Consider the following 16,038-nt stretch of genomic DNA (forward strand, 5'->3'; position numbering starts at 1 on the left):
GCATGAAAAAGCCCGGTACCCACGTCCATCAAAATCCGCCGCCGGGTGCTGCGTCCGACTGGACTTGTCCGCAAAATTGGGATGCCTTCTCGGCCGGCGAACATGCGATGTGGGACCGCCTCTTCGCGCGCCAGTCGGACATGCTGCCGGGCCGTGCGTCCGAAGCCTTTTTGCGCGGGATCGATGTGTTGCGGCTCGAAAAGCCGGGGATTCCGGACTATCGCGACCTCAATGCGCGGCTGACGGCGGCGACGGGGTGGCAGGTCGTCGCGGTGCCGGGATTGGTCCCCGACGCGGTGTTTTTCGACCATCTGGCGAACCGCCGCTTCCCTGCGGGCAATTTCATCCGCACGCCCGATCAGCTCGACTATCTTGAGGAGCCCGACGTCTTTCACGACGTGTTTGGCCATGTCCCGATGCTCGCCGACCCGGTGTTTGCCGATTATATGGTTGCCTATGGCGAGGGCGGGCTGCGCAGCCTGAAATATGACGCGCTCAAACAGCTCGCACGGCTCTACTGGTATACCGTCGAATTCGGCCTGATCCGCGAAGATGGGGCCCTGCGCATCTATGGCGCGGGGATCGTCTCCTCCTTTGCCGAAAGCCTGTTCGCGCTCGATAGCGACAGCCCGAACCGCATCGGCTTCGACCTCGCACGCGTGATGCGCACCGACTATCGGATCGACGATTTCCAGCAGAATTATTTCGTCATCGACAGCCTCGATCAGCTTCTCGACACCACAGTGAACACCGATTTCGCGCCGCTCTACGTCGCCAACGCCGCGCTGCCGCCTATCGCGATTGCCGATATCCTGCCCGACGATGCGGTGATCACCCGCGGTACGCAGGAATATGCGACGGCGAAGGCCTGAGCGATCATCCCCTCCCGTAAGCGGTAGGAGGAGGACTCCTCACCAGCTCCCGAAACTCGCATCCGACGGGCTCGCCCGGTGGTACGCACGCTCCTTCCGCCGCCAGCCGTAACGGTGGCGCTTGATCAGCAACAGGCATGGCCACTCTGCGCTTCCGCCGCGCGCGGCGAGGCGGAAACCTTGCGCACGATAGGCGGCGAGCACCGGCTCCATCTGTCGCGCGATCAGCCCGGCGAGGATCGCATGGCCACCCGGCGCGGTGACCGCGGCGATGTCGGGCGCCAGCGTGATCAGCGGCCCGGCGAGGATGTTCGCGATGACGAGGTCATAAGGCGCGCGATGCTTGATCGACGGATGGTTGGTCCCCGGCGCGACCGCGAGGGCGAGCCCGCCGCCACCGCGCCCCAGCGGGACGCCGTTGATCCCTGCATTGTCGCGCGTCACGAAAATGCTCGCGGGGTCGATATCGGACGCGATCGTCTTCGCTTGGCGCCACAGCGCCATCGCTGCAAAGGCGAGCAGCCCGGTGCCGGTGCCGATGTCGGCGATGTTGCGCGGGTTCGCGCCGGCGTGCTTGAGCTGGTCGAGCATCGCGAGGCAGCCCGCAGTGGTGTCGTGCCCGCCGGTGCCGAACGCCTGACTCGCGTCGATCAGGAACGACGTGCTGCCCGGCGGGACGCGGTCGGCATAGCTGCTGGTGTGGACGAAGAAACGCCCCGCCTGCACGGGCTCGAGTCCCTGCTGGCTCAGCGTCACCCAATCCTCTTCGGGCAATTCCTCGACCTTGGGTTTTTTGCCCTTCGCGCTCGCAACCAGCGATAGCAGCGTCTTGAGCAGTTCGGCGCCGGGCTTGTCGTCGACATAGGCATCGACCTGCCACTCGTCGCGATCTTCGTTGAGTTCGTGCGTCACCACGACCGGCGCCTGCGCCAGCGCGTCGAGCGCCGACATGTCGTCGTTCAGCGCTTCGGCTTCGGCGCGGGTGCAGGGGAGCGAGACGATCCAGCTCATGGTTTTGCTTCAACTTCTTTGGCGAGGCGCGCGTCCAGACGTTCGCGTGCGGCCTGGGCATAGGTACGGCATGCGGTCGGCTCGATGAGCGGCGCATCGCCCGCCAGCCGCGCGAACAAATTGCTCGCACCCGGGTGCGGGGTGATCAAAATGTCGCAGGGCAGCGCGGGGACCTTGTCCAGCGTCGCGCGCAGCACCGCAACATATTCGGGATGGTCGGTGAAGCGATAACCGTCAGCGGAAAAGGCGCTCAGACTGTCGACATAGGCGATGGTGCGGCAGTCGGCGCCTTCGCAGCTTTTCCACGTCCAGCTGGTGCCGCCGGGCGTGTGACCGGGGGTCGCGTGGAGCGTCAGGTTGATGCCGGAGATCGGCAGGGCTTCGCCGTCGCGCAGCTCGCCCGAAACTGTCACCCCCTTGAATGGCGGAATCTCGCCGCGCTGCGGATCGGTCGCGTCGGGTTCGCCGCTGGTCAGTGCGGCAACAGCCGCGCGGCGCGCAAAGACCCGCGCGCCCGTCGCGTCCTGCAAGGCCTTCAGCCCGCCGACATGGTCGAGATGCTCGTGGCTCGCCAGCAGAGCGCTGATTTTCCGGGGATCGAAACCGAGCGTACGAATATTCGCGAGGATTGCCGGCGCGGCTTCCTCGGTCGCTGCATCGATCAGAACAAGCCCGCCCGGCGCATCGATCAGCACCGCGGAAATGCCGCAGGTGCCAACATAATAGGCGTTGCCGAAAATCTTCGCGGGTGGCGCGGCGTCGCTCCAGCCGTCGCGCCCCTCGCAGGCGGCGGCGAGCGCTTTTCCGGTCGGCGCGGGGGAGGCGATGGATGGCTGCGGCGCGCAGCCGGCAAGCGCAAGCGCGGCGAAGAGGGCGATTCTGGTGGACATCCCCCCGCCTTAGGCAGGGGGGGCGGGCTTGCCAAGCCGCCGTCAGGCGACGCGGCGGCTGAACTCGCTCGCGGCCTTTTCCAGCGACTGGAGCCGCTGGCCCATTTTGCCGAACTCGGCGCTCAGCGTACTGATTTCGCCCGCGACCATGCCCGAATCATTGCGGATGCTGGCGATCGTCGACGACATGGAATCGGCGGCGAGTGCGGTTTCGTCGACTGCGGCGGTGATCGAGGTGACCGTCTGCGCCTGCGCGTCCATCGCGTCGCGGATGCGCTGCGCCGACTGCTGAACCTCGACGATCGTCGCCTGAATCGACTGGTTGGCGCTGACCGATCCGCGCGTCGCCTGCTGGATCGCGGTGATCTTGCCCGCGATATCGTCGGTCGCGCGCGCCGTTTCGTTGGCGAGGCTCTTTACCTCCTGCGCGACGACGGCAAAACCGCGCCCCGAATCTCCGGCGCGTGCCGCTTCGATCGTGGCGTTGAGCGCGAGAAGGTTGGTCTGTCCCGCAATTTCGCGGATCAGGCCCAAAATCGACTCGATCGATTCGGCGTGGTGCGACAATGTTTCGGACATGGCGACGGCCTCGCCGGCCTGTTCGGAGGCACGGGTTGCGACGCTCGCCGAGGCTTCGACTTCGCTGCGTGCATCCTCGATCGCGCGGATCAGCCCTGCGGCGGTGGAGGCGGCTTCGCGCATCGCCATTGCTGATTGTTCAGATGCCGCAGCGACTTCGCTGGTCTTGGCGATCATGCCCTTCGCCGCCTGGTCGGCTGAGGCCGCCTGCTTGGCGAGCTGCTGGCGCACTCCGTCGCTGTCCTGCACCAGTGATGCGATCGAGCGGTCGAAATCGCCCGCCAGCGCCTGACGGTCGCTCGAAATCGCAGCGCGGTCGAGTTTTTCGGCGTAGCGCTGCATGATATCGACCTCGAGGATCGAGAGGCGATTGATCGTGCTGGTCAGCCGCGCGATCCGTGGCCCGTCGCCCGCGCAGGCTTCGACGACATATTCGATCGCCAGCCGCTGGCTTTCGGCGAGGCACGACAGGACCGACGCAAGCGGCACTTTCACGCGGCGCGCCATATGGGTGTTCTGACACGCGATCGTTGCGACCTCTTGCCCGGCCGGGTCGGCATATTTTGCGGCGGCGTGGTGAGAGCTGCCCTGAACATAGGAGGCGAGCAGTTCGCCATCGACCCGGCGCTCAATGGTAGGAAGCGCGTTGAAGGCATCCCAATAGGCTTTTCCGATCGCTTCTTCGCGTCCGGCGATGATCGCATGAATTTCGGCGGCATTCGCGGCCAGCTGTCCGTCGAGATCGTAAAAGGGGAAACGATCGGCCATCAGCACCGGATCGATTTGCTGCCTGTGAATCGGATTTTCCTTCACCATGATCCTGTTTCCCCTGGACGATCTTTTGCGACGCGCGGGTCTGTGCCCGCATCTGGTCGGCGGAATGACCGGTCAGCTATGCGGCGCCGATAGTAAAAGCGTCGTTAACCAGCGTCGCGAATTTTCACGCGGCGCTATACAGCCCGTGTGCCTCGCGGCTATTGTCGCGGGTGAAACCAGCGTGGAGAGCGGCAGATGATCATCGGCACCCCCAAGGAAATCAAAAATCACGAATATCGGGTCGGGCTGACCCCCGAAAGCGCGCGCGAACTGCACGCCCACGGTCACCGCGTCCTGGTGCAGACGGGGGCGGGCGAGGGGATTGGCGCGCACGACCGTTATTATGTCGAGGCGGGCGCCGAAATCGTCGCGACCGCTGCTGAAATTTTCGCGCAATGCGACATGGTGGTGAAGGTCAAGGAACCCCAGCCCGCTGAACGCGCGATGCTGCGCGAAGGCCAGATTCTCTACACCTATCTCCACCTCGCGCCCGATCCCGACCAGACGCGCGACCTGATGAAATCGGGCGCGGTGTGCATCGCCTATGAAACCGTCACCAGCCCGCATGGCGGTCTGCCGCTGCTCAAACCGATGAGCCAGGTCGCGGGGCGCATGTCGATCCAGGCCGGCGCGACCGCGCTCGAGAAAGCGCACGGCGGCCGCGGCGTGCTGCTCGGCGGCGTTCCCGGCGTGGCGCCGGGCAAGGTGTGCATCATCGGCGGCGGCGTCGTCGGCTTCAACGCCGCGCAGATGGCGGCGGGCCTCGGCGCCGACGTCACCATCCTCGACCGCGACCCCGAAGTCCTCGAACGCGTCGGCACCTTCTTCGAGGCGCGCGCCAAGACCCGTTTCTCGAACCGCGCCAACCTCGCCGAATGCGTCGCCGAGGCTGACCTCGTCATCGGCGCGGTGCTGATCCCGGGGGCCGAGGCGCCGAAACTCGTCACCCGCGACATGCTGAAGACGATGCAGGCGGGATCGGTGCTCGTCGACGTTGCGATCGATCAGGGAGGCTGTTTCGAAACCAGCCATGCGACCACCCACGCCGAACCGACCTATGTGGTCGACGGCATCGTCCATTATGCCGTTGCCAACATGCCCGGCGGGGTTGCGCGCACCAGCACTTATGCGCTCAACAATGTCACCCTGCCGCACGCACTGCGGATCGCCGATCTCGGGTGGAAAGAAGCATTGAAACGCGACATGCATCTTGCGCAGGGTTTGAACGTTTGGAATGGTAAGGTGACGTTCGAAGCCGTGGCGGAAGCGGTCGGAACCGATTATGTGCCTGTCGAACAGGCGCTCGTCTGACAAAAGGATGCAGAACAGATAATGACCGACCAAAATGACCCCCTCCCCGGGCAGGAAGGCGAGCACGAGGAAAATGAGGTGCTGCGCGCCGCGCGTGAGCGCCAGCAGCAGAAAGACGCCGCCGACGCCGCCGAGGCCGACGCCAAGGCGGGCAAGCGCGGTCGCGGCTGGAAAACTGCCGCAGCCGGTATCGGCATCGGATCGGCTGCGGTGCTCGCCGCGCTGCTTTACGCGAACCGCGACAAGAAATAGACGCGAAATCCCCGGCGTCGGCCCTGCGAAGGCAGGGCGCGCCGCGGACCTGGTCCCGGTCGATGACGCCCCCTGCCTTTGTATGGCGACGGGGCGCATATTTGTGCCCTAAGCAATTGCATATCGCGGCCACGGCGCTAAACCGGCGCCCATCGACCGATGAGAGTCACAAAACGGGGCTGATATGGCTGGCAAAGAAACAAGCGGACGACCGCGCGCACCGCATTTACAGGTGTATAAATGGGGGCCGCACATGACGGTCTCGATCCTCCATCGCGTCAGCGGTGACGGGCTCGCCATCGTGGGCGCGTGCATGTTTCTCTGGTGGCTCGGTGCGCTCGCCGCTGGCCCCGACGCCTATGCGGCTTTCCTTGCCTGCGTCTGGCACGATCCGGCTGGCGGCGCCTTTCATCAGGTTACCAACATCCTCGGCAAGATCGTGCTGGTTGGCTTGACTTGGGCCTTTTTCCAGCATCTCTTCTCGGGACTGCGCCATTTGGTGCTCGACACCGGCGCGGGCTATGAGCTCAAGACCAACAAGCTCTGGTCGACTGTCGTGATGGTCAGCGGCGTCCTCGCGACCGCTGCGACCTGGCTCTATATCCTCGCAGGGGCACTCTGATGGGCAACGGAACGCATCTTGGAAAAGTTCGCGGGCTCGGCTCGTCGGGCCATGGTTCGCAACATTGGTTGCAGCAGCGGCTGACCGCGCTGGCCAATATCCTGCTCGTCGGCTTCCTCTTCGTCTCGCTCGTCCGTTTGCCGCTGGGTGACCATGCCGCAGTGCTGCGCTGGGCTGCAAACCCCACCGTCGCGCTCGCGCTGATGCTGATGGTGGTCAGCGTCTTCTGGCACTTGCGTCTCGGCCTGACGGTGTTGATCGAGGACTATGCCCATGGCGAAGCGGCGCGTCTGTTTGCGCTGGTCGTCCTGAATTTCTACGCGATCGGCGGCGCGGCCTATGGCCTGTTCGCGATCGCCCGTATCGCCTTTGGCGGGGGAGCGCCGGCATGAGCGACGCCTACAAGATTATCGACCATATTTATGACACCGTCGTCGTTGGCGCTGGTGGTTCGGGCCTGCGCGCCACGATGGGCAGCGCCGAAGCGGGCCTCAAAACCGCCTGCATCACCAAGGTGTTCCCGACGCGCAGCCACACCGTCGCGGCGCAGGGCGGCATCGCCGCCAGCCTCGGCAACAACAGCCCCGACCATTGGCAATGGCATATGTACGATACCGTCAAGGGTTCCGACTGGCTCGGCGACCAGGACGCGATCGAATATATGGTGCGCGAAGCGCCGCAGGCGGTTTACGAGCTCGAGCACGCCGGTGTACCGTTCAGCCGCAATCAGGACGGCACCATCTATCAGCGCCCGTTCGGCGGCCATATGCAGAATATGGGCGAAGGTCCCCCGGTGCAGCGCACTTGCGCCGCCGCCGACCGCACCGGCCATGCGATGCTCCATGCGCTCTATCAGCAGTCGCTGAAATATGACGCCGACTTCTTCGTCGAATATTTCGCGCTCGATCTGATCATGGACAATGGTGTGTGCCGCGGCGTGATCGCCATGTGCCTCGAGGATGGCAGTATCCATCGCTTCCGTTCGCAGGCCGTCGTGCTCGCGACCGGCGGTTACGGTCGCTGCTATTTCACCGCGACCTCGGCGCACACCTGCACCGGCGACGGCGGCGGGATGGTGCTGCGCGCCGGCCTGCCTTTGCAGGACATGGAATTCGTCCAGTTCCATCCGACCGGTATTTACGGCGCCGGCGTCCTCATCACCGAGGGCGCGCGCGGCGAAGGCGGTTATCTCACCAACAGTCAGGGCGAGCGTTTCATGGAACGCTATGCCCCGTCGGCCAAGGATCTGGCGTCGCGCGACGTCGTGTCGCGTTCGATGGCACTCGAAATCCGCGAAGGCCGCGGTGTCGGCCCGCACGGCGACCATATCTTCCTGCACCTCGATCATATCGATCCGGCTGTGCTGGCGGAGCGCCTGCCCGGCATCACCGAAAGCGGCAAGATTTTCGCGGGCGTCGACCTGACGCGTCAGCCTCTGCCTGTCGTGCCGACGGTCCATTACAATATGGGCGGCATTCCCTGTAACTATCATGGCGAAGTCGTGACCTTGGGCAAGGACGGCCCCGATACGGTCGTCCCCGGCCTGTTCGCGGTCGGCGAAGCGGCGTGCGTGTCGGTCCACGGCGCGAACCGTCTCGGCTCGAACAGCCTGATCGATCTGGTCGTCTTCGGCCGCGCGACGGGGCATCGTCTGCGCGACATCGTCAAGCCCGGCGCGGCACAGGCGCCGCTTCCGACCGACAGCGCCGATCTGGCGCTCGGCCGTCTCGACCATTTCCGCCACGCCAACGGCGGCTCGCCGACGGCAGAGGTTCGCGTCGAGATGCAGCGCGCCATGTCGGCCCACGCCGCGGTGTTCCGCACCGACGAGCTGATGGCCGAAGGCAAGGAAAAGCTCGCGAAGACCTATGCGCGGATGCAGGATATCGGCGTCACCGACCGCAGTCTGATCTGGAATACCGACCTGATCGAGACGCTCGAACTCGACAATCTGATCGCTCAGGCGACGGTGACGATGCATTCGGCGTTCAACCGCAAGGAAAGCCGCGGCGCCCACGCGCACGAGGATTTCCCGAGCCGCGACGATCCGAACTGGATGAAGCACACGATCAGCTGGTTCGACGGCTGGGGCGGCAAGGGCGGCGGCGTGAAGCTCGATTACCGTCCGGTCCACGAATATACGCTCTCGGACGACGTTGAGTATATCAAGCCGAAGGCGCGCGTTTACTGATCAGGACAGACGGGGGCGCTCCGGTTTCGGCCGGGGCGCCTGTCAGAACCAATGCTCAAACGGGTTGATCTCGGCGAAGGGATGCTCGGCATTCTGGCTCATCAGCCATAGCCTCTGACACGCAATGCTGAAAAACATCAGCGCAATCGACCAGACGATGATCGTCTTGATGATGATCCAGCGGCGTTCGTCGGCGGCCGCCTTGGCGCGGGCTTTGTGGTCGATGCCGAGCTCGCCCTCGAATTCGGCGACCAGCTGCGCGCGGCGGGTACGCGAAATATTCGCGATGCTCGCGTCACTATATTCACGTTTGGAACGGCGAATTGCCATTGTTTCAACCTTGGCCCAGCTAGTCCTGTGCTCCTTGATAGCGCGGAGCTCCTGCCAAAGCGTTAACCGAAGCCTGCGATCCCGATCAGCTTGATCCGCGCTGTCGCGCCGCGCAGCAAACTCAGGTTGCGCGGCGGACGGCCCAGCGCGGCGGCGAGCAGCCGCAGCACGGCCTCATTCGCCGCACCATCGGCGGGCGGCGCGGTGACACGCAGCTGGACGACGCCGTCGGTAATGGCCACCGCGTCGCGGTTTGCGCCCGGCGTCACCCGCACCTCCAGCCGTCCGGTCGGCGCTGCCAGATCGTGCAGCGCCGCCGTCAATACGGGGTCGGGGCGGTATTTCAGATGGTGACGACCAGCTTGCCGACCGCGCTGCGATCTTCCAGCTTGGCGATCGCCTTGCCGCCATCGGCCAGTGCAAAGGTCTCGGTGACCCGCGGGCTGATCTTGCCCTGTTCCCACAGCTGGAACAGCCGAGCGATATTGGCGCGGTTGCGCTCGGGTTCGCGCGCGGCAAAGGCGCCCCAGAAGACGCCGGCAACGTCGCAGCTTTTGAGCAAGGTCAGGTTCAGCGGCAGGCGCGGGATGCCGGCGGGGAAACCGACGACCAGATAGCGGCCCTCCCAGGCGATCGAACGCAGTGCAGGTTCGCAATAATCGCCGCCCACGGCATCATAAATAACATTCGCGCCATCGCGGCCGACTGCGGCCTTGAACTGTTCGGCGAGCGCTTTTGACGCGTCCTTGTCGAACGGCGCATGGCCATAAACAACCACTTCGTCGGCTCCCGCCTGGCGCGCAATGTCTCCCTTGGCTTCGCTCGACACGCCCGCGACGACGCGCGCGCCCATCGCCTTGCCCAGCTCGACCGCCGCGATTCCGACACCACCCGATGCCCCGAGGACGAGCAAGGTCTCGCCTTCTTTCAGGTGGCCGCGATCGTCGAGCGCGTGGATGCTGGTGCCATAGGTCATCAACAGCGATGCGCCCTCGGCAAAGTCGCGGCCTTCGGGCAGGGAATAGGCATTGGCGGCGCCGACGACGACGGCTTCGGCCATGCCGCTGTTGCCGCACGCGGCGATCACGCGGTCGCCGGTCTTGAAGGAGGTTACGCCCTCACCAACTTCGGCAACAATGCCGGCAACTTCGCCGCCGGGCGCGAAGGGCCGGGGCGGCTTGAACTGATATTTGTCCACGATCATCAACACGTCGGGATAGTTGACGGCGCAGGCCTTTACATCGACGACGATCTGGCCCGGTCCTGCGGTCGGCCGCGGCAATTCGCCGAGCTCAAGTGTTTCGGGGCCGCCGGTTTGCGTCGACAAGAGAGCCTTCATCATCTTCTCCTCTTTGTTGTTATCGTTAGTTTCCTACCACTGCGGGCTGGAGCCACGACCGGGTTTTGGCGATCTTGGCCTCATAGGCGCTGATCGCTGCGTTGCTTTTTTCGGTCAGCGAAATCTCGTCGAGCCCGCCGAGCAGGCACATTTTGCGGAACGGGTCGATTTCGAAGGTGAATCGGTCCTGAAAGGGCGTTGTCACCGTCTGGGTGTCGAGGTCGACATGGACAGGATCGGTCTTCGCGACCTCCATCAGCCGGTCGATCGCCGCCTGCGGCAGCACGACGGGCAGGATGCCGTTCTTGATCGCGTTCCCTGAGAAAATGTCCGAATAGCTCGGTGCGATCACGACACGGATGCCCAGATCGCCAAGCGCCCATGCGGCGTGCTCGCGGCTCGACCCGCAACCGAAATTATCGCCTGCGATCAGGATCGGCGCGCCTTTGAATTCGGCGCTGTCGAACAGATTGTCGGGATCGGCGCGCAGGCTTTCGAACGCGCCCTGGCCCATGCCCTCGCGGCTGACCGTCTTCAGCCAGTGTGCCGGGATGATGACGTCGGTGTCGACATTTTTAAGCCCGAACGGGATCGCGCGGCCTTCGACTTTTTCGATCGGGGTCATGCCATCAGCTCCCGCACGTCGGTGAGCTTGCCGGTCACCGCCGCCGCCGCCGCCATCGCAGGGCTGACGAGGTGGGTGCGCGCACCCGGGCCCTGGCGCCCGACGAAATTGCGGTTGCTGGTGCTGGCGCAGCGTTCGCCTGCGGGCACCTTGTCGGGGTTCATCGCGAGGCACGCCGAACAGCCTGGCTCGCGCCATTCGAGCCCTGCGTCGGTAAAGATGCGGTCGAGCCCCTCCGCCTCGGCTTGTGCCTTCACCAGCCCCGAACCGGGGACGACGATCGCCCATTTGACATTGTCGGCCTTGTGGCGGCCCTTGAGCACCGCGGCGGCGGCGCGCAGATCCTCGATGCGGCTGTTGGTGCAACTGCCGATGAAGATATTCTCGACCGGAACTTCGCGCATCGGGGTGCCTGGGGTCAGCCCCATATAGGCCAGCGATTTCGCGGCCGCGGCCTGCTTCGACGGATCGGCGAAGCTCGCCGGATCGGGAACGACGCCGGTGATCGGCACGACATCCTCGGGGCTGGTGCCCCAGGTCACGCTTGGCGCGATATCGGCGGCGTTGATCACGACACTCTTGTCATAGGTCGCGCCCGGCTCGGTGGCGAGGCTCTCCCAATAAGCGACCGCGGCATCCCAATCGGCGCCCTTCGGCGCATAAGGGCGGCCCTTGAGGTACTCGAAGGTTGTCTCGTCGGGGGCGATCAGGCCCGCACGCGCGCCGCCCTCGATCGCCATATTGCTGACGGTCAGACGACCTTCGACGCTGAGCTTGCGGATCGCGCTGCCGGTATATTCGATGACATGGCCGGTGCCGCCCGCGGCGCCGATGCTGCCGGTGATGTGGAGAATGATGTCTTTCGCGGAAACACCGGGGCCAACTTCGCCCTCGACGCGCACTTCCATCGTCTTCGCTGGCTGGAGCAACAGCGTCTGCGTCGCGAGCACATGCTCGACCTCGCTCGTCCCGATGCCGAACGCCAGCGCACCGATGCCGCCGTGGCATGCCGTGTGGCTGTCACCGCAGACAATCGTCGTTCCGGGCAGCGAAAAGCCCTGTTCGGGGCCGACGACATGGACGATGCCCTGTTCGGGCGCGAAGGCGTCGATATAGCGGATGCCATATTCGGGCGCGTTCTTTTCGAGCGCGGCGAGCTGCGCCGCGCTTTCGGTGTCGGTGATCGGCAGCTTGTTGCCTGCTGCATCCTTGCGCGCCGTCGTCGGCAGATTGTGATCGGGGACCGCGAGTGTCAGATCGGGGCGCCGCACCGTGCGTCCGCTCGCACGTAGTCCGGCGAAGGCCTGCGGGCTGGTGACTTCATGGACCAGATGGCGGTCGATGAAGATCAAAGCGGTTCCGTCGGGGCGCTGTTCGACAACATGCGCGTCCCAGATTTTCTCATACAGGGTGCGGGGGCGGTTCATGGGGATCACTTAAGCCTGTCGCACAAGTTTGCAAGCGAGTGGCGAAGGAAAACGCAATTTTCGGTCGCGGGATCTGCGAGATTGCCTCTATTGTCTCGTCACTCCGGATTTGATCCGGGGGCCATGCGCGGCCGACGGAATGGATGCCGGATCAAGTCCGGCATGACGAAAGAGGGGAGGTGGTTTCAGGCACCCAACAAGCCTATAATCCTCCCATGTCCACGCTTGCTATCCTCGCGCTCGTTCTTGCCACCGTCGGGGCGATGGAGGGTGTCGCTTGGGCGAGTCACAAATATATCATGCACGGCTTTGGCTGGGCGTGGCACCGCGACCATCATGAACCGCACGACAAGCGGCTCGAAAAGAACGACCTGTTCGCGATCTTCGGCGCCGCGATGAGCATTTCGATGTTCGTGGTCGGCAGCCCGATGATCATGGGTGCGGCGGCATGGGAACCGGGGACGTGGATCGGGCTTGGCGTCCTCTTCTATGGCATCATCTACACGCTGGTGCACGACGGGTTGGTTCACCAGCGCTATTTCCGCTGGGTGCCAAGGCGCGGCTACGCGAAGCGGTTGGTGCAAGCGCACAAACTCCACCATGCCACAATCGGCAAGGAAGGCGGGGTCAGTTTCGGCTTCGTCTTTGCGCGAGACCCCGCAAAGCTCAAAGCCGAGCTCAAGGCGCAGCGCGAGGCAGGGATTGCGGTGGTCCGTGAGGCGCTCGCCGACTAGGCGATGCGGTAATCTGCCGTAATGAGGCCTGCCGCCATCAGTTCGGCCTCGTGGCTTTCCTCGCGCCAGTTCTCAAGTAGAGCCTGCCGCTCCCATTCTGCCATCGCCGGATGCGCGAGGATGTGGTCGACCCATGCCTGCCCAGCGCCGACGCCGAGGCCATAGGTGCGTATACGAAAGGCCACGGGGGCAAAGAAGGCATCGACGGCGGTAAAGCGGTCGCCCGCGAGGAAGGGGCCGCCGAACCGCGACAGACCCTCTTCGAACAATTCGCGGATGCGGGCGACATTGACCCGGAGCGCACCGGAGGCCGGCTTGGGCGTCACCCGGACCCCGACATTCATCGTGCAATCGTTGCGCAGGGCTGAAAATCCGCTGTGCATTTCCGCGGCCGCGCACTGCGCCCATGCGCGGGCGTCGGGATCGGTCGGCCACACGCCCTCGTGCCGGTCGGCGAGGTAAAGCGCGATACCAAGCGAGTCGTGAACGGTCCGCCCTTCGTCAAGCAGCACGGGCACCTGTCCGGTCGGAGAAAAGCTGCGGAATTCATCATAGTTGATCGGGTTGGTGAAAGGTTCGATCTGGTCGTCGAAGGGGATGCCGAGGGCCGTCATCAACACCCACGGGCGCAGCGACCAGCTCGAATAATTGCGATTGGCGGTGATCAGCACATACATGGCTGTTGCTCCTGTGCGACAATGGGGGATGTGTAATCGGGATCGTGCGCGAAGGGCAGTTCGGTGCCTTCACGGAGCGCGGCGAGCACGCTGCCGAACTCGGTCGCGGCGCGCCAGCCGAAGCGGCGCTCGGCGTGTGACGGGTCATAGACGCGGTCGATCGTTTCGGGGAGTATCCAGCCGGCCGCGGCATATATTCCGGCGGCATCGGGATGGTGGCGCGCGATCACCGCACGGGCGTCGCGGGCGAGTTCCTCGGCTTCCTCGCGCGCGAAAGGCGGCGGGGCGGAGAGGATGAACGTGTCGCAGCCGATCGACGGCGCAGCGTCCAGCGCAGCGAGATGTGCGGCTGCAGCATCTTCGACGGTCAGGCGGCGGTGCAGCAGTTCGTTGGCTTTGAGGTTGGGGCCGCTTGGCACTGCATGCGTGTCGTCATCCTCGGGAAAGAAGCGGCCGGTGCGCAGGATCGCCACCGATATGCCATGCTCGCGATGGACCAGCTTGCACGCCTGTTCGGCGGCGAGCTTGGTGATGCCGTAAATGTTGCGGGGTTCGATCGGACCGAAATCCTCGTCCATCCACCACGCACCGTCGTCTCCCGCGCCCGCGCGAACATCGGCGCGGATCATCAGCGAGGTGGTGGAGGTCAAGAGGAAACGGTCGTTGCCCGCCGCGACCGCGGCCTCGATCAGGTTCAGCGTGCCCGTCACATTGACGTCGACAAAGGCTTGCCGCGGATAACGGACGATGTCGGGCTTGTGCAGCGCGCCGCCGTGGATGATCGCCTCGATGCCGTGCTCGCCCATCGTCCGGTCGATCAGCGCGCGATCGGCAACGGTTCCGATGACTTGCGTATACGCTCCGGATACGACGTCGAGGCCGGTGACCTCATGGCCGTTTCCCGTGAGCAGCGGAGCGAGATAGCGCCCCAGCCAGCCAGACGAACCGGTCAGCAGTACGCGCATCGATGATTCTCCTCTCCGTCTTGGACGCGCGCCTCATACACAGGCAGAGGGTCGGGGGACAAGCGTGCCCCGTGCAATCCGACTTCAGGGCGAGGGAGCGAACCCCTTCGAATCGGCGGGAACCGGATTGGCTCCGGCAGCGCCGCCGGTCTGCGGGGGCAGTTCGCTGAGGTCGAGCCAGCGCGCGTCCGCGCGCTTATGATAGCTATCGATCGCCGCGAACGGGATGCGGAATGGAAATCCCCAATCGCTGTTCCACATGGCCACAACACCGGTCCGCGTGGATGGTTCGAAAATCATCGTCGCGCGATAGCCCGAAACTGCGCCCGAATGGCCTTCGAGCCGGTGGCCATTATAGGTGAAGCTCCGCCAGCCCAGGCCGTAGCTCGCATCGCTAATCGCCTGACGCAAGGCGCCGCCATAAAGCCGCGCCGTGCCGACGCGGGGGCGATGGGCAAGCTGCAACACGGCGGGCGACAGCACATCGGGGCGGCTGCCCATCATCGCCTGCATCCATTTGGCGAAATCGACGATATCGCTTTCGACGCCAGCGGCCGCAGGAACGCGCCAATAGGCCTCCTTGACCGGGAGGACGTGTGCGCCGCGGTGCGGCTTTGCCCAATCTTTGGCGCCCGTCAGCCGCTCCATCCCGTAACCCGCGCTGACCATCCCGAGCGGGAGGAAAAAACGATCCTCGACCGCATCGGAAAAGGGTTTGTTTGCGGCCTTGCCCAATATCTCGCTCGCGGTATCAAAGACGACGTTCTGATAGGTGTGGCAGGTGCCGGGTTCGCATTGCAGCGGTGCGGCGACAAGGTTCGCGCGTAGCAGGGCGGGGCTCTGCCCTTCCTCCAGCTTTTCGTCATAGGCATTTTTGGTGAGGCCGCTGCGCTGGGCCAGCAGATCGCCGAACGTGACCCGCGTCTCGGCGCCACCCGGCAAGCGCAGCGATGTGCGCCAGTCGGCGACCGGGCGGTCCAGATCGACGGTGCCATCATGGGCCAGTGCGGCTGCCATTGCACCGGTTGCGGTTTTCGAAACCGAGGCCCAGCGGAACAGCGTATTCAGTGTGACCGGCGCTCCGGTCGAACTGTCGGCGACGCCATAGGTGCGGACGAAGCGCAATTCGCCGTCTTCGACGACTGCCACCGCCAGCCCCGCCATTTCGGGCCGCTGGGCGAGGTCGGACAATTGCTTGTCGAGCGCGCGATAGTCGATCCGGCCGCGCCATTCCGCGGGCGTATCGGGCAGGTTCTCAGCGGCCCTGATCGGGATCAGGACACTCGCAAGGGAGTGCTTCCCGCCAAGGGCGTGAACACCAAACCAGCCCGCCGAACCCAGCGCGACGATAGCGATCAGAGCAAGTAAAACGCGCTTCATGGACCCGTGACTTGGAA

18 protein-coding genes are annotated in these 16,038 nt (G+C 64.7%); 7 read left to right on the forward strand and 11 right to left on the reverse strand.

Annotation, left to right across the window (positions count from 1 at the left end; genetic code table 11):
• The first annotated feature begins 2 nt into the window (after window positions 1-2).
• Entirely contained in the window at window positions 3-872 is an 870-nt protein-coding gene (gene phhA, locus AC1RRJ_RS14535; protein WP_493123875.1) for a phenylalanine 4-monooxygenase, read from the forward strand.
• Between the two features lie 39 nt (window positions 873-911).
• Here the strand turns inward: phhA and AC1RRJ_RS14540 are convergent, their stop codons facing one another.
• From AC1RRJ_RS14540 to AC1RRJ_RS14550, 3 genes are read right to left on the reverse strand one after another with little or no spacing between them, the layout of a single operon-like run.
• Window positions 912-1,883 (reverse strand): 50S ribosomal protein L11 methyltransferase, encoded by a 972-nt coding sequence (locus AC1RRJ_RS14540; protein ID WP_493123877.1) that lies wholly within the window; start codon window positions 1,881-1,883, stop codon window positions 912-914.
• Window positions 1,880-2,773, reverse strand: coding sequence for a subclass B3 metallo-beta-lactamase (gene bla, locus AC1RRJ_RS14545; protein WP_493123879.1), 894 nt, complete (start codon window positions 2,771-2,773; stop codon window positions 1,880-1,882). The genes AC1RRJ_RS14540 and bla overlap by 4 nt, the downstream gene beginning before the upstream one ends.
• A gap of 42 nt (window positions 2,774-2,815) precedes the next feature.
• Window positions 2,816-4,168 (reverse strand): methyl-accepting chemotaxis protein, encoded by a 1,353-nt coding sequence (locus tag AC1RRJ_RS14550; protein ID WP_493123881.1) that lies wholly within the window; start codon window positions 4,166-4,168, stop codon window positions 2,816-2,818.
• A 195-nt stretch (window positions 4,169-4,363) separates the two neighbouring features.
• Here AC1RRJ_RS14550 and ald point away from each other — a divergent pair, with 195 nt between their 5' ends.
• The 5 genes from ald to sdhA all read left to right on the forward strand — a co-directional run bounded on the left by ald (window position 4,364) and on the right by sdhA (window position 8,544).
• Window positions 4,364-5,479, forward strand: a complete 1,116-nt coding sequence (gene ald, locus AC1RRJ_RS14555) for an alanine dehydrogenase (protein WP_493123883.1) — start codon at window positions 4,364-4,366, stop codon at window positions 5,477-5,479.
• Between the two features lie 21 nt (window positions 5,480-5,500).
• Window positions 5,501-5,731 carry a hypothetical protein gene (locus tag AC1RRJ_RS14560; RefSeq protein WP_493123885.1) on the forward strand — a complete coding sequence of 77 codons (231 nt, stop codon included), beginning with the start codon at window positions 5,501-5,503 and terminating at the stop codon, window positions 5,729-5,731.
• A 184-nt stretch (window positions 5,732-5,915) separates the two neighbouring features.
• On the forward strand, window positions 5,916-6,353 hold the full coding sequence (gene sdhC, locus AC1RRJ_RS14565; RefSeq protein WP_493123887.1) for a succinate dehydrogenase, cytochrome b556 subunit: 438 nt from the start codon (window positions 5,916-5,918) through the stop codon (window positions 6,351-6,353).
• Entirely contained in the window at window positions 6,353-6,745 is a 393-nt protein-coding gene (sdhD, locus tag AC1RRJ_RS14570; RefSeq protein ID WP_493123889.1) for a succinate dehydrogenase, hydrophobic membrane anchor protein, read from the forward strand. The genes sdhC and sdhD overlap by 1 nt, the downstream gene beginning before the upstream one ends.
• Window positions 6,742-8,544 (forward strand): succinate dehydrogenase flavoprotein subunit, encoded by a 1,803-nt coding sequence (sdhA, locus tag AC1RRJ_RS14575; RefSeq protein ID WP_493123891.1) that lies wholly within the window; start codon window positions 6,742-6,744, stop codon window positions 8,542-8,544. The genes sdhD and sdhA overlap by 4 nt, the downstream gene beginning before the upstream one ends.
• 42 nt (window positions 8,545-8,586) lie before the next feature.
• Here the strand turns inward: sdhA and AC1RRJ_RS14580 are convergent, their stop codons facing one another.
• The 5 genes from AC1RRJ_RS14580 to leuC all read right to left on the reverse strand — a co-directional run bounded on the left by AC1RRJ_RS14580 (window position 8,587) and on the right by leuC (window position 12,265).
• Window positions 8,587-8,874, reverse strand: a complete 288-nt coding sequence (locus tag AC1RRJ_RS14580; RefSeq protein ID WP_088472830.1) for a hypothetical protein — start codon at window positions 8,872-8,874, stop codon at window positions 8,587-8,589.
• A gap of 62 nt (window positions 8,875-8,936) precedes the next feature.
• The gene (locus tag AC1RRJ_RS14585; RefSeq protein WP_493123893.1) at window positions 8,937-9,197 is read right to left on the reverse strand and encodes a DUF167 domain-containing protein; all 261 of its coding nucleotides are present in this window, start codon (window positions 9,195-9,197) and stop codon (window positions 8,937-8,939) included.
• A 20-nt stretch (window positions 9,198-9,217) separates the two neighbouring features.
• Window positions 9,218-10,213: an NADPH:quinone oxidoreductase family protein gene (locus AC1RRJ_RS14590; protein WP_493124151.1), complete on the reverse strand. Its 996-nt coding sequence runs from the start codon at window positions 10,211-10,213 to the stop codon at window positions 9,218-9,220.
• Between the two features lie 25 nt (window positions 10,214-10,238).
• Window positions 10,239-10,838 carry a 3-isopropylmalate dehydratase small subunit gene (gene leuD, locus AC1RRJ_RS14595; protein WP_493123895.1) on the reverse strand — a complete coding sequence of 200 codons (600 nt, stop codon included), beginning with the start codon at window positions 10,836-10,838 and terminating at the stop codon, window positions 10,239-10,241.
• The gene (gene leuC / locus AC1RRJ_RS14600; protein WP_493123897.1) at window positions 10,835-12,265 is read right to left on the reverse strand and encodes a 3-isopropylmalate dehydratase large subunit; all 1,431 of its coding nucleotides are present in this window, start codon (window positions 12,263-12,265) and stop codon (window positions 10,835-10,837) included. Before leuC ends, leuD begins: the two co-directional genes overlap by 4 nt.
• A 215-nt stretch (window positions 12,266-12,480) precedes the next feature.
• Between leuC and AC1RRJ_RS14605 the strand changes: the two genes are divergently transcribed.
• The gene (locus tag AC1RRJ_RS14605; RefSeq protein ID WP_493123899.1) at window positions 12,481-12,999 is read left to right on the forward strand and encodes a sterol desaturase family protein; all 519 of its coding nucleotides are present in this window, start codon (window positions 12,481-12,483) and stop codon (window positions 12,997-12,999) included.
• Here the strand turns inward: AC1RRJ_RS14605 and AC1RRJ_RS14610 are convergent.
• From AC1RRJ_RS14610 to AC1RRJ_RS14620, 3 genes are all read right to left on the reverse strand, one after another.
• A complete protein-coding gene (locus AC1RRJ_RS14610) occupies window positions 12,996-13,676 on the reverse strand; it encodes a glutathione S-transferase N-terminal domain-containing protein (protein WP_493123901.1) in 681 nt (226 codons plus the stop codon). The two genes, AC1RRJ_RS14605 and AC1RRJ_RS14610, sit on opposite strands and share 4 nt — an antisense overlap.
• On the reverse strand, window positions 13,664-14,641 hold the full coding sequence (locus tag AC1RRJ_RS14615) for an NAD-dependent epimerase/dehydratase family protein (RefSeq protein WP_493123903.1): 978 nt from the start codon (window positions 14,639-14,641) through the stop codon (window positions 13,664-13,666). Before AC1RRJ_RS14615 ends, AC1RRJ_RS14610 begins: the two co-directional genes overlap by 13 nt.
• 84 nt (window positions 14,642-14,725) lie before the next feature.
• Entirely contained in the window at window positions 14,726-16,021 is a 1,296-nt protein-coding gene (locus AC1RRJ_RS14620) for a serine hydrolase domain-containing protein (protein ID WP_493123905.1), read from the reverse strand.
• Window positions 16,022-16,038 lie beyond the last annotated feature (17 nt).

It is taken from the genome of Sphingopyxis sp. GW821-FHT12C06 (genome assembly GCF_058807415.1).

Bases quoted from the DNA above. Each gene is read 5' to 3' on its own strand.
- AC1RRJ_RS14560 (WP_493123885.1), top strand. From the start codon at position 5,501: ATGACCGACCAAAATGACCCCCTCCCCGGGCAGGAAGGCGAGCACGAG.
- AC1RRJ_RS14615 (WP_493123903.1), bottom strand. From the start codon at position 14,641: ATGCGCGTACTGCTGACCGGTTCGTCTGGCTGGCTGGGGCGCTATCTC.
- ald (WP_493123883.1), top strand. From the start codon at position 4,364: ATGATCATCGGCACCCCCAAGGAAATCAAAAATCACGAATATCGGGTC.
- sdhC (WP_493123887.1), top strand. From the start codon at position 5,916: ATGGCTGGCAAAGAAACAAGCGGACGACCGCGCGCACCGCATTTACAG.
- sdhD (WP_493123889.1), top strand. From the start codon at position 6,353: ATGGGCAACGGAACGCATCTTGGAAAAGTTCGCGGGCTCGGCTCGTCG.
- AC1RRJ_RS14580 (WP_088472830.1), bottom strand. From the start codon at position 8,874: ATGGCAATTCGCCGTTCCAAACGTGAATATAGTGACGCGAGCATCGCG.
- AC1RRJ_RS14590 (WP_493124151.1), bottom strand. From the start codon at position 10,213: ATGAAGGCTCTCTTGTCGACGCAAACCGGCGGCCCCGAAACACTTGAG.
- AC1RRJ_RS14620 (WP_493123905.1), bottom strand. From the start codon at position 16,021: ATGAAGCGCGTTTTACTTGCTCTGATCGCTATCGTCGCGCTGGGTTCG.
- AC1RRJ_RS14540 (WP_493123877.1), bottom strand. From the start codon at position 1,883: ATGAGCTGGATCGTCTCGCTCCCCTGCACCCGCGCCGAAGCCGAAGCG.
- leuD (WP_493123895.1), bottom strand. From the start codon at position 10,838: ATGACCCCGATCGAAAAAGTCGAAGGCCGCGCGATCCCGTTCGGGCTT.
- phhA (WP_493123875.1), top strand. From the start codon at position 3: ATGAAAAAGCCCGGTACCCACGTCCATCAAAATCCGCCGCCGGGTGCT.
- AC1RRJ_RS14605 (WP_493123899.1), top strand. From the start codon at position 12,481: ATGTCCACGCTTGCTATCCTCGCGCTCGTTCTTGCCACCGTCGGGGCG.
- sdhA (WP_493123891.1), top strand. From the start codon at position 6,742: ATGAGCGACGCCTACAAGATTATCGACCATATTTATGACACCGTCGTC.
- AC1RRJ_RS14610 (WP_493123901.1), bottom strand. From the start codon at position 13,676: ATGTATGTGCTGATCACCGCCAATCGCAATTATTCGAGCTGGTCGCTG.
- AC1RRJ_RS14550 (WP_493123881.1), bottom strand. From the start codon at position 4,168: ATGGTGAAGGAAAATCCGATTCACAGGCAGCAAATCGATCCGGTGCTG.
- bla (WP_493123879.1), bottom strand. From the start codon at position 2,773: ATGTCCACCAGAATCGCCCTCTTCGCCGCGCTTGCGCTTGCCGGCTGC.
- leuC (WP_493123897.1), bottom strand. From the start codon at position 12,265: ATGAACCGCCCCCGCACCCTGTATGAGAAAATCTGGGACGCGCATGTT.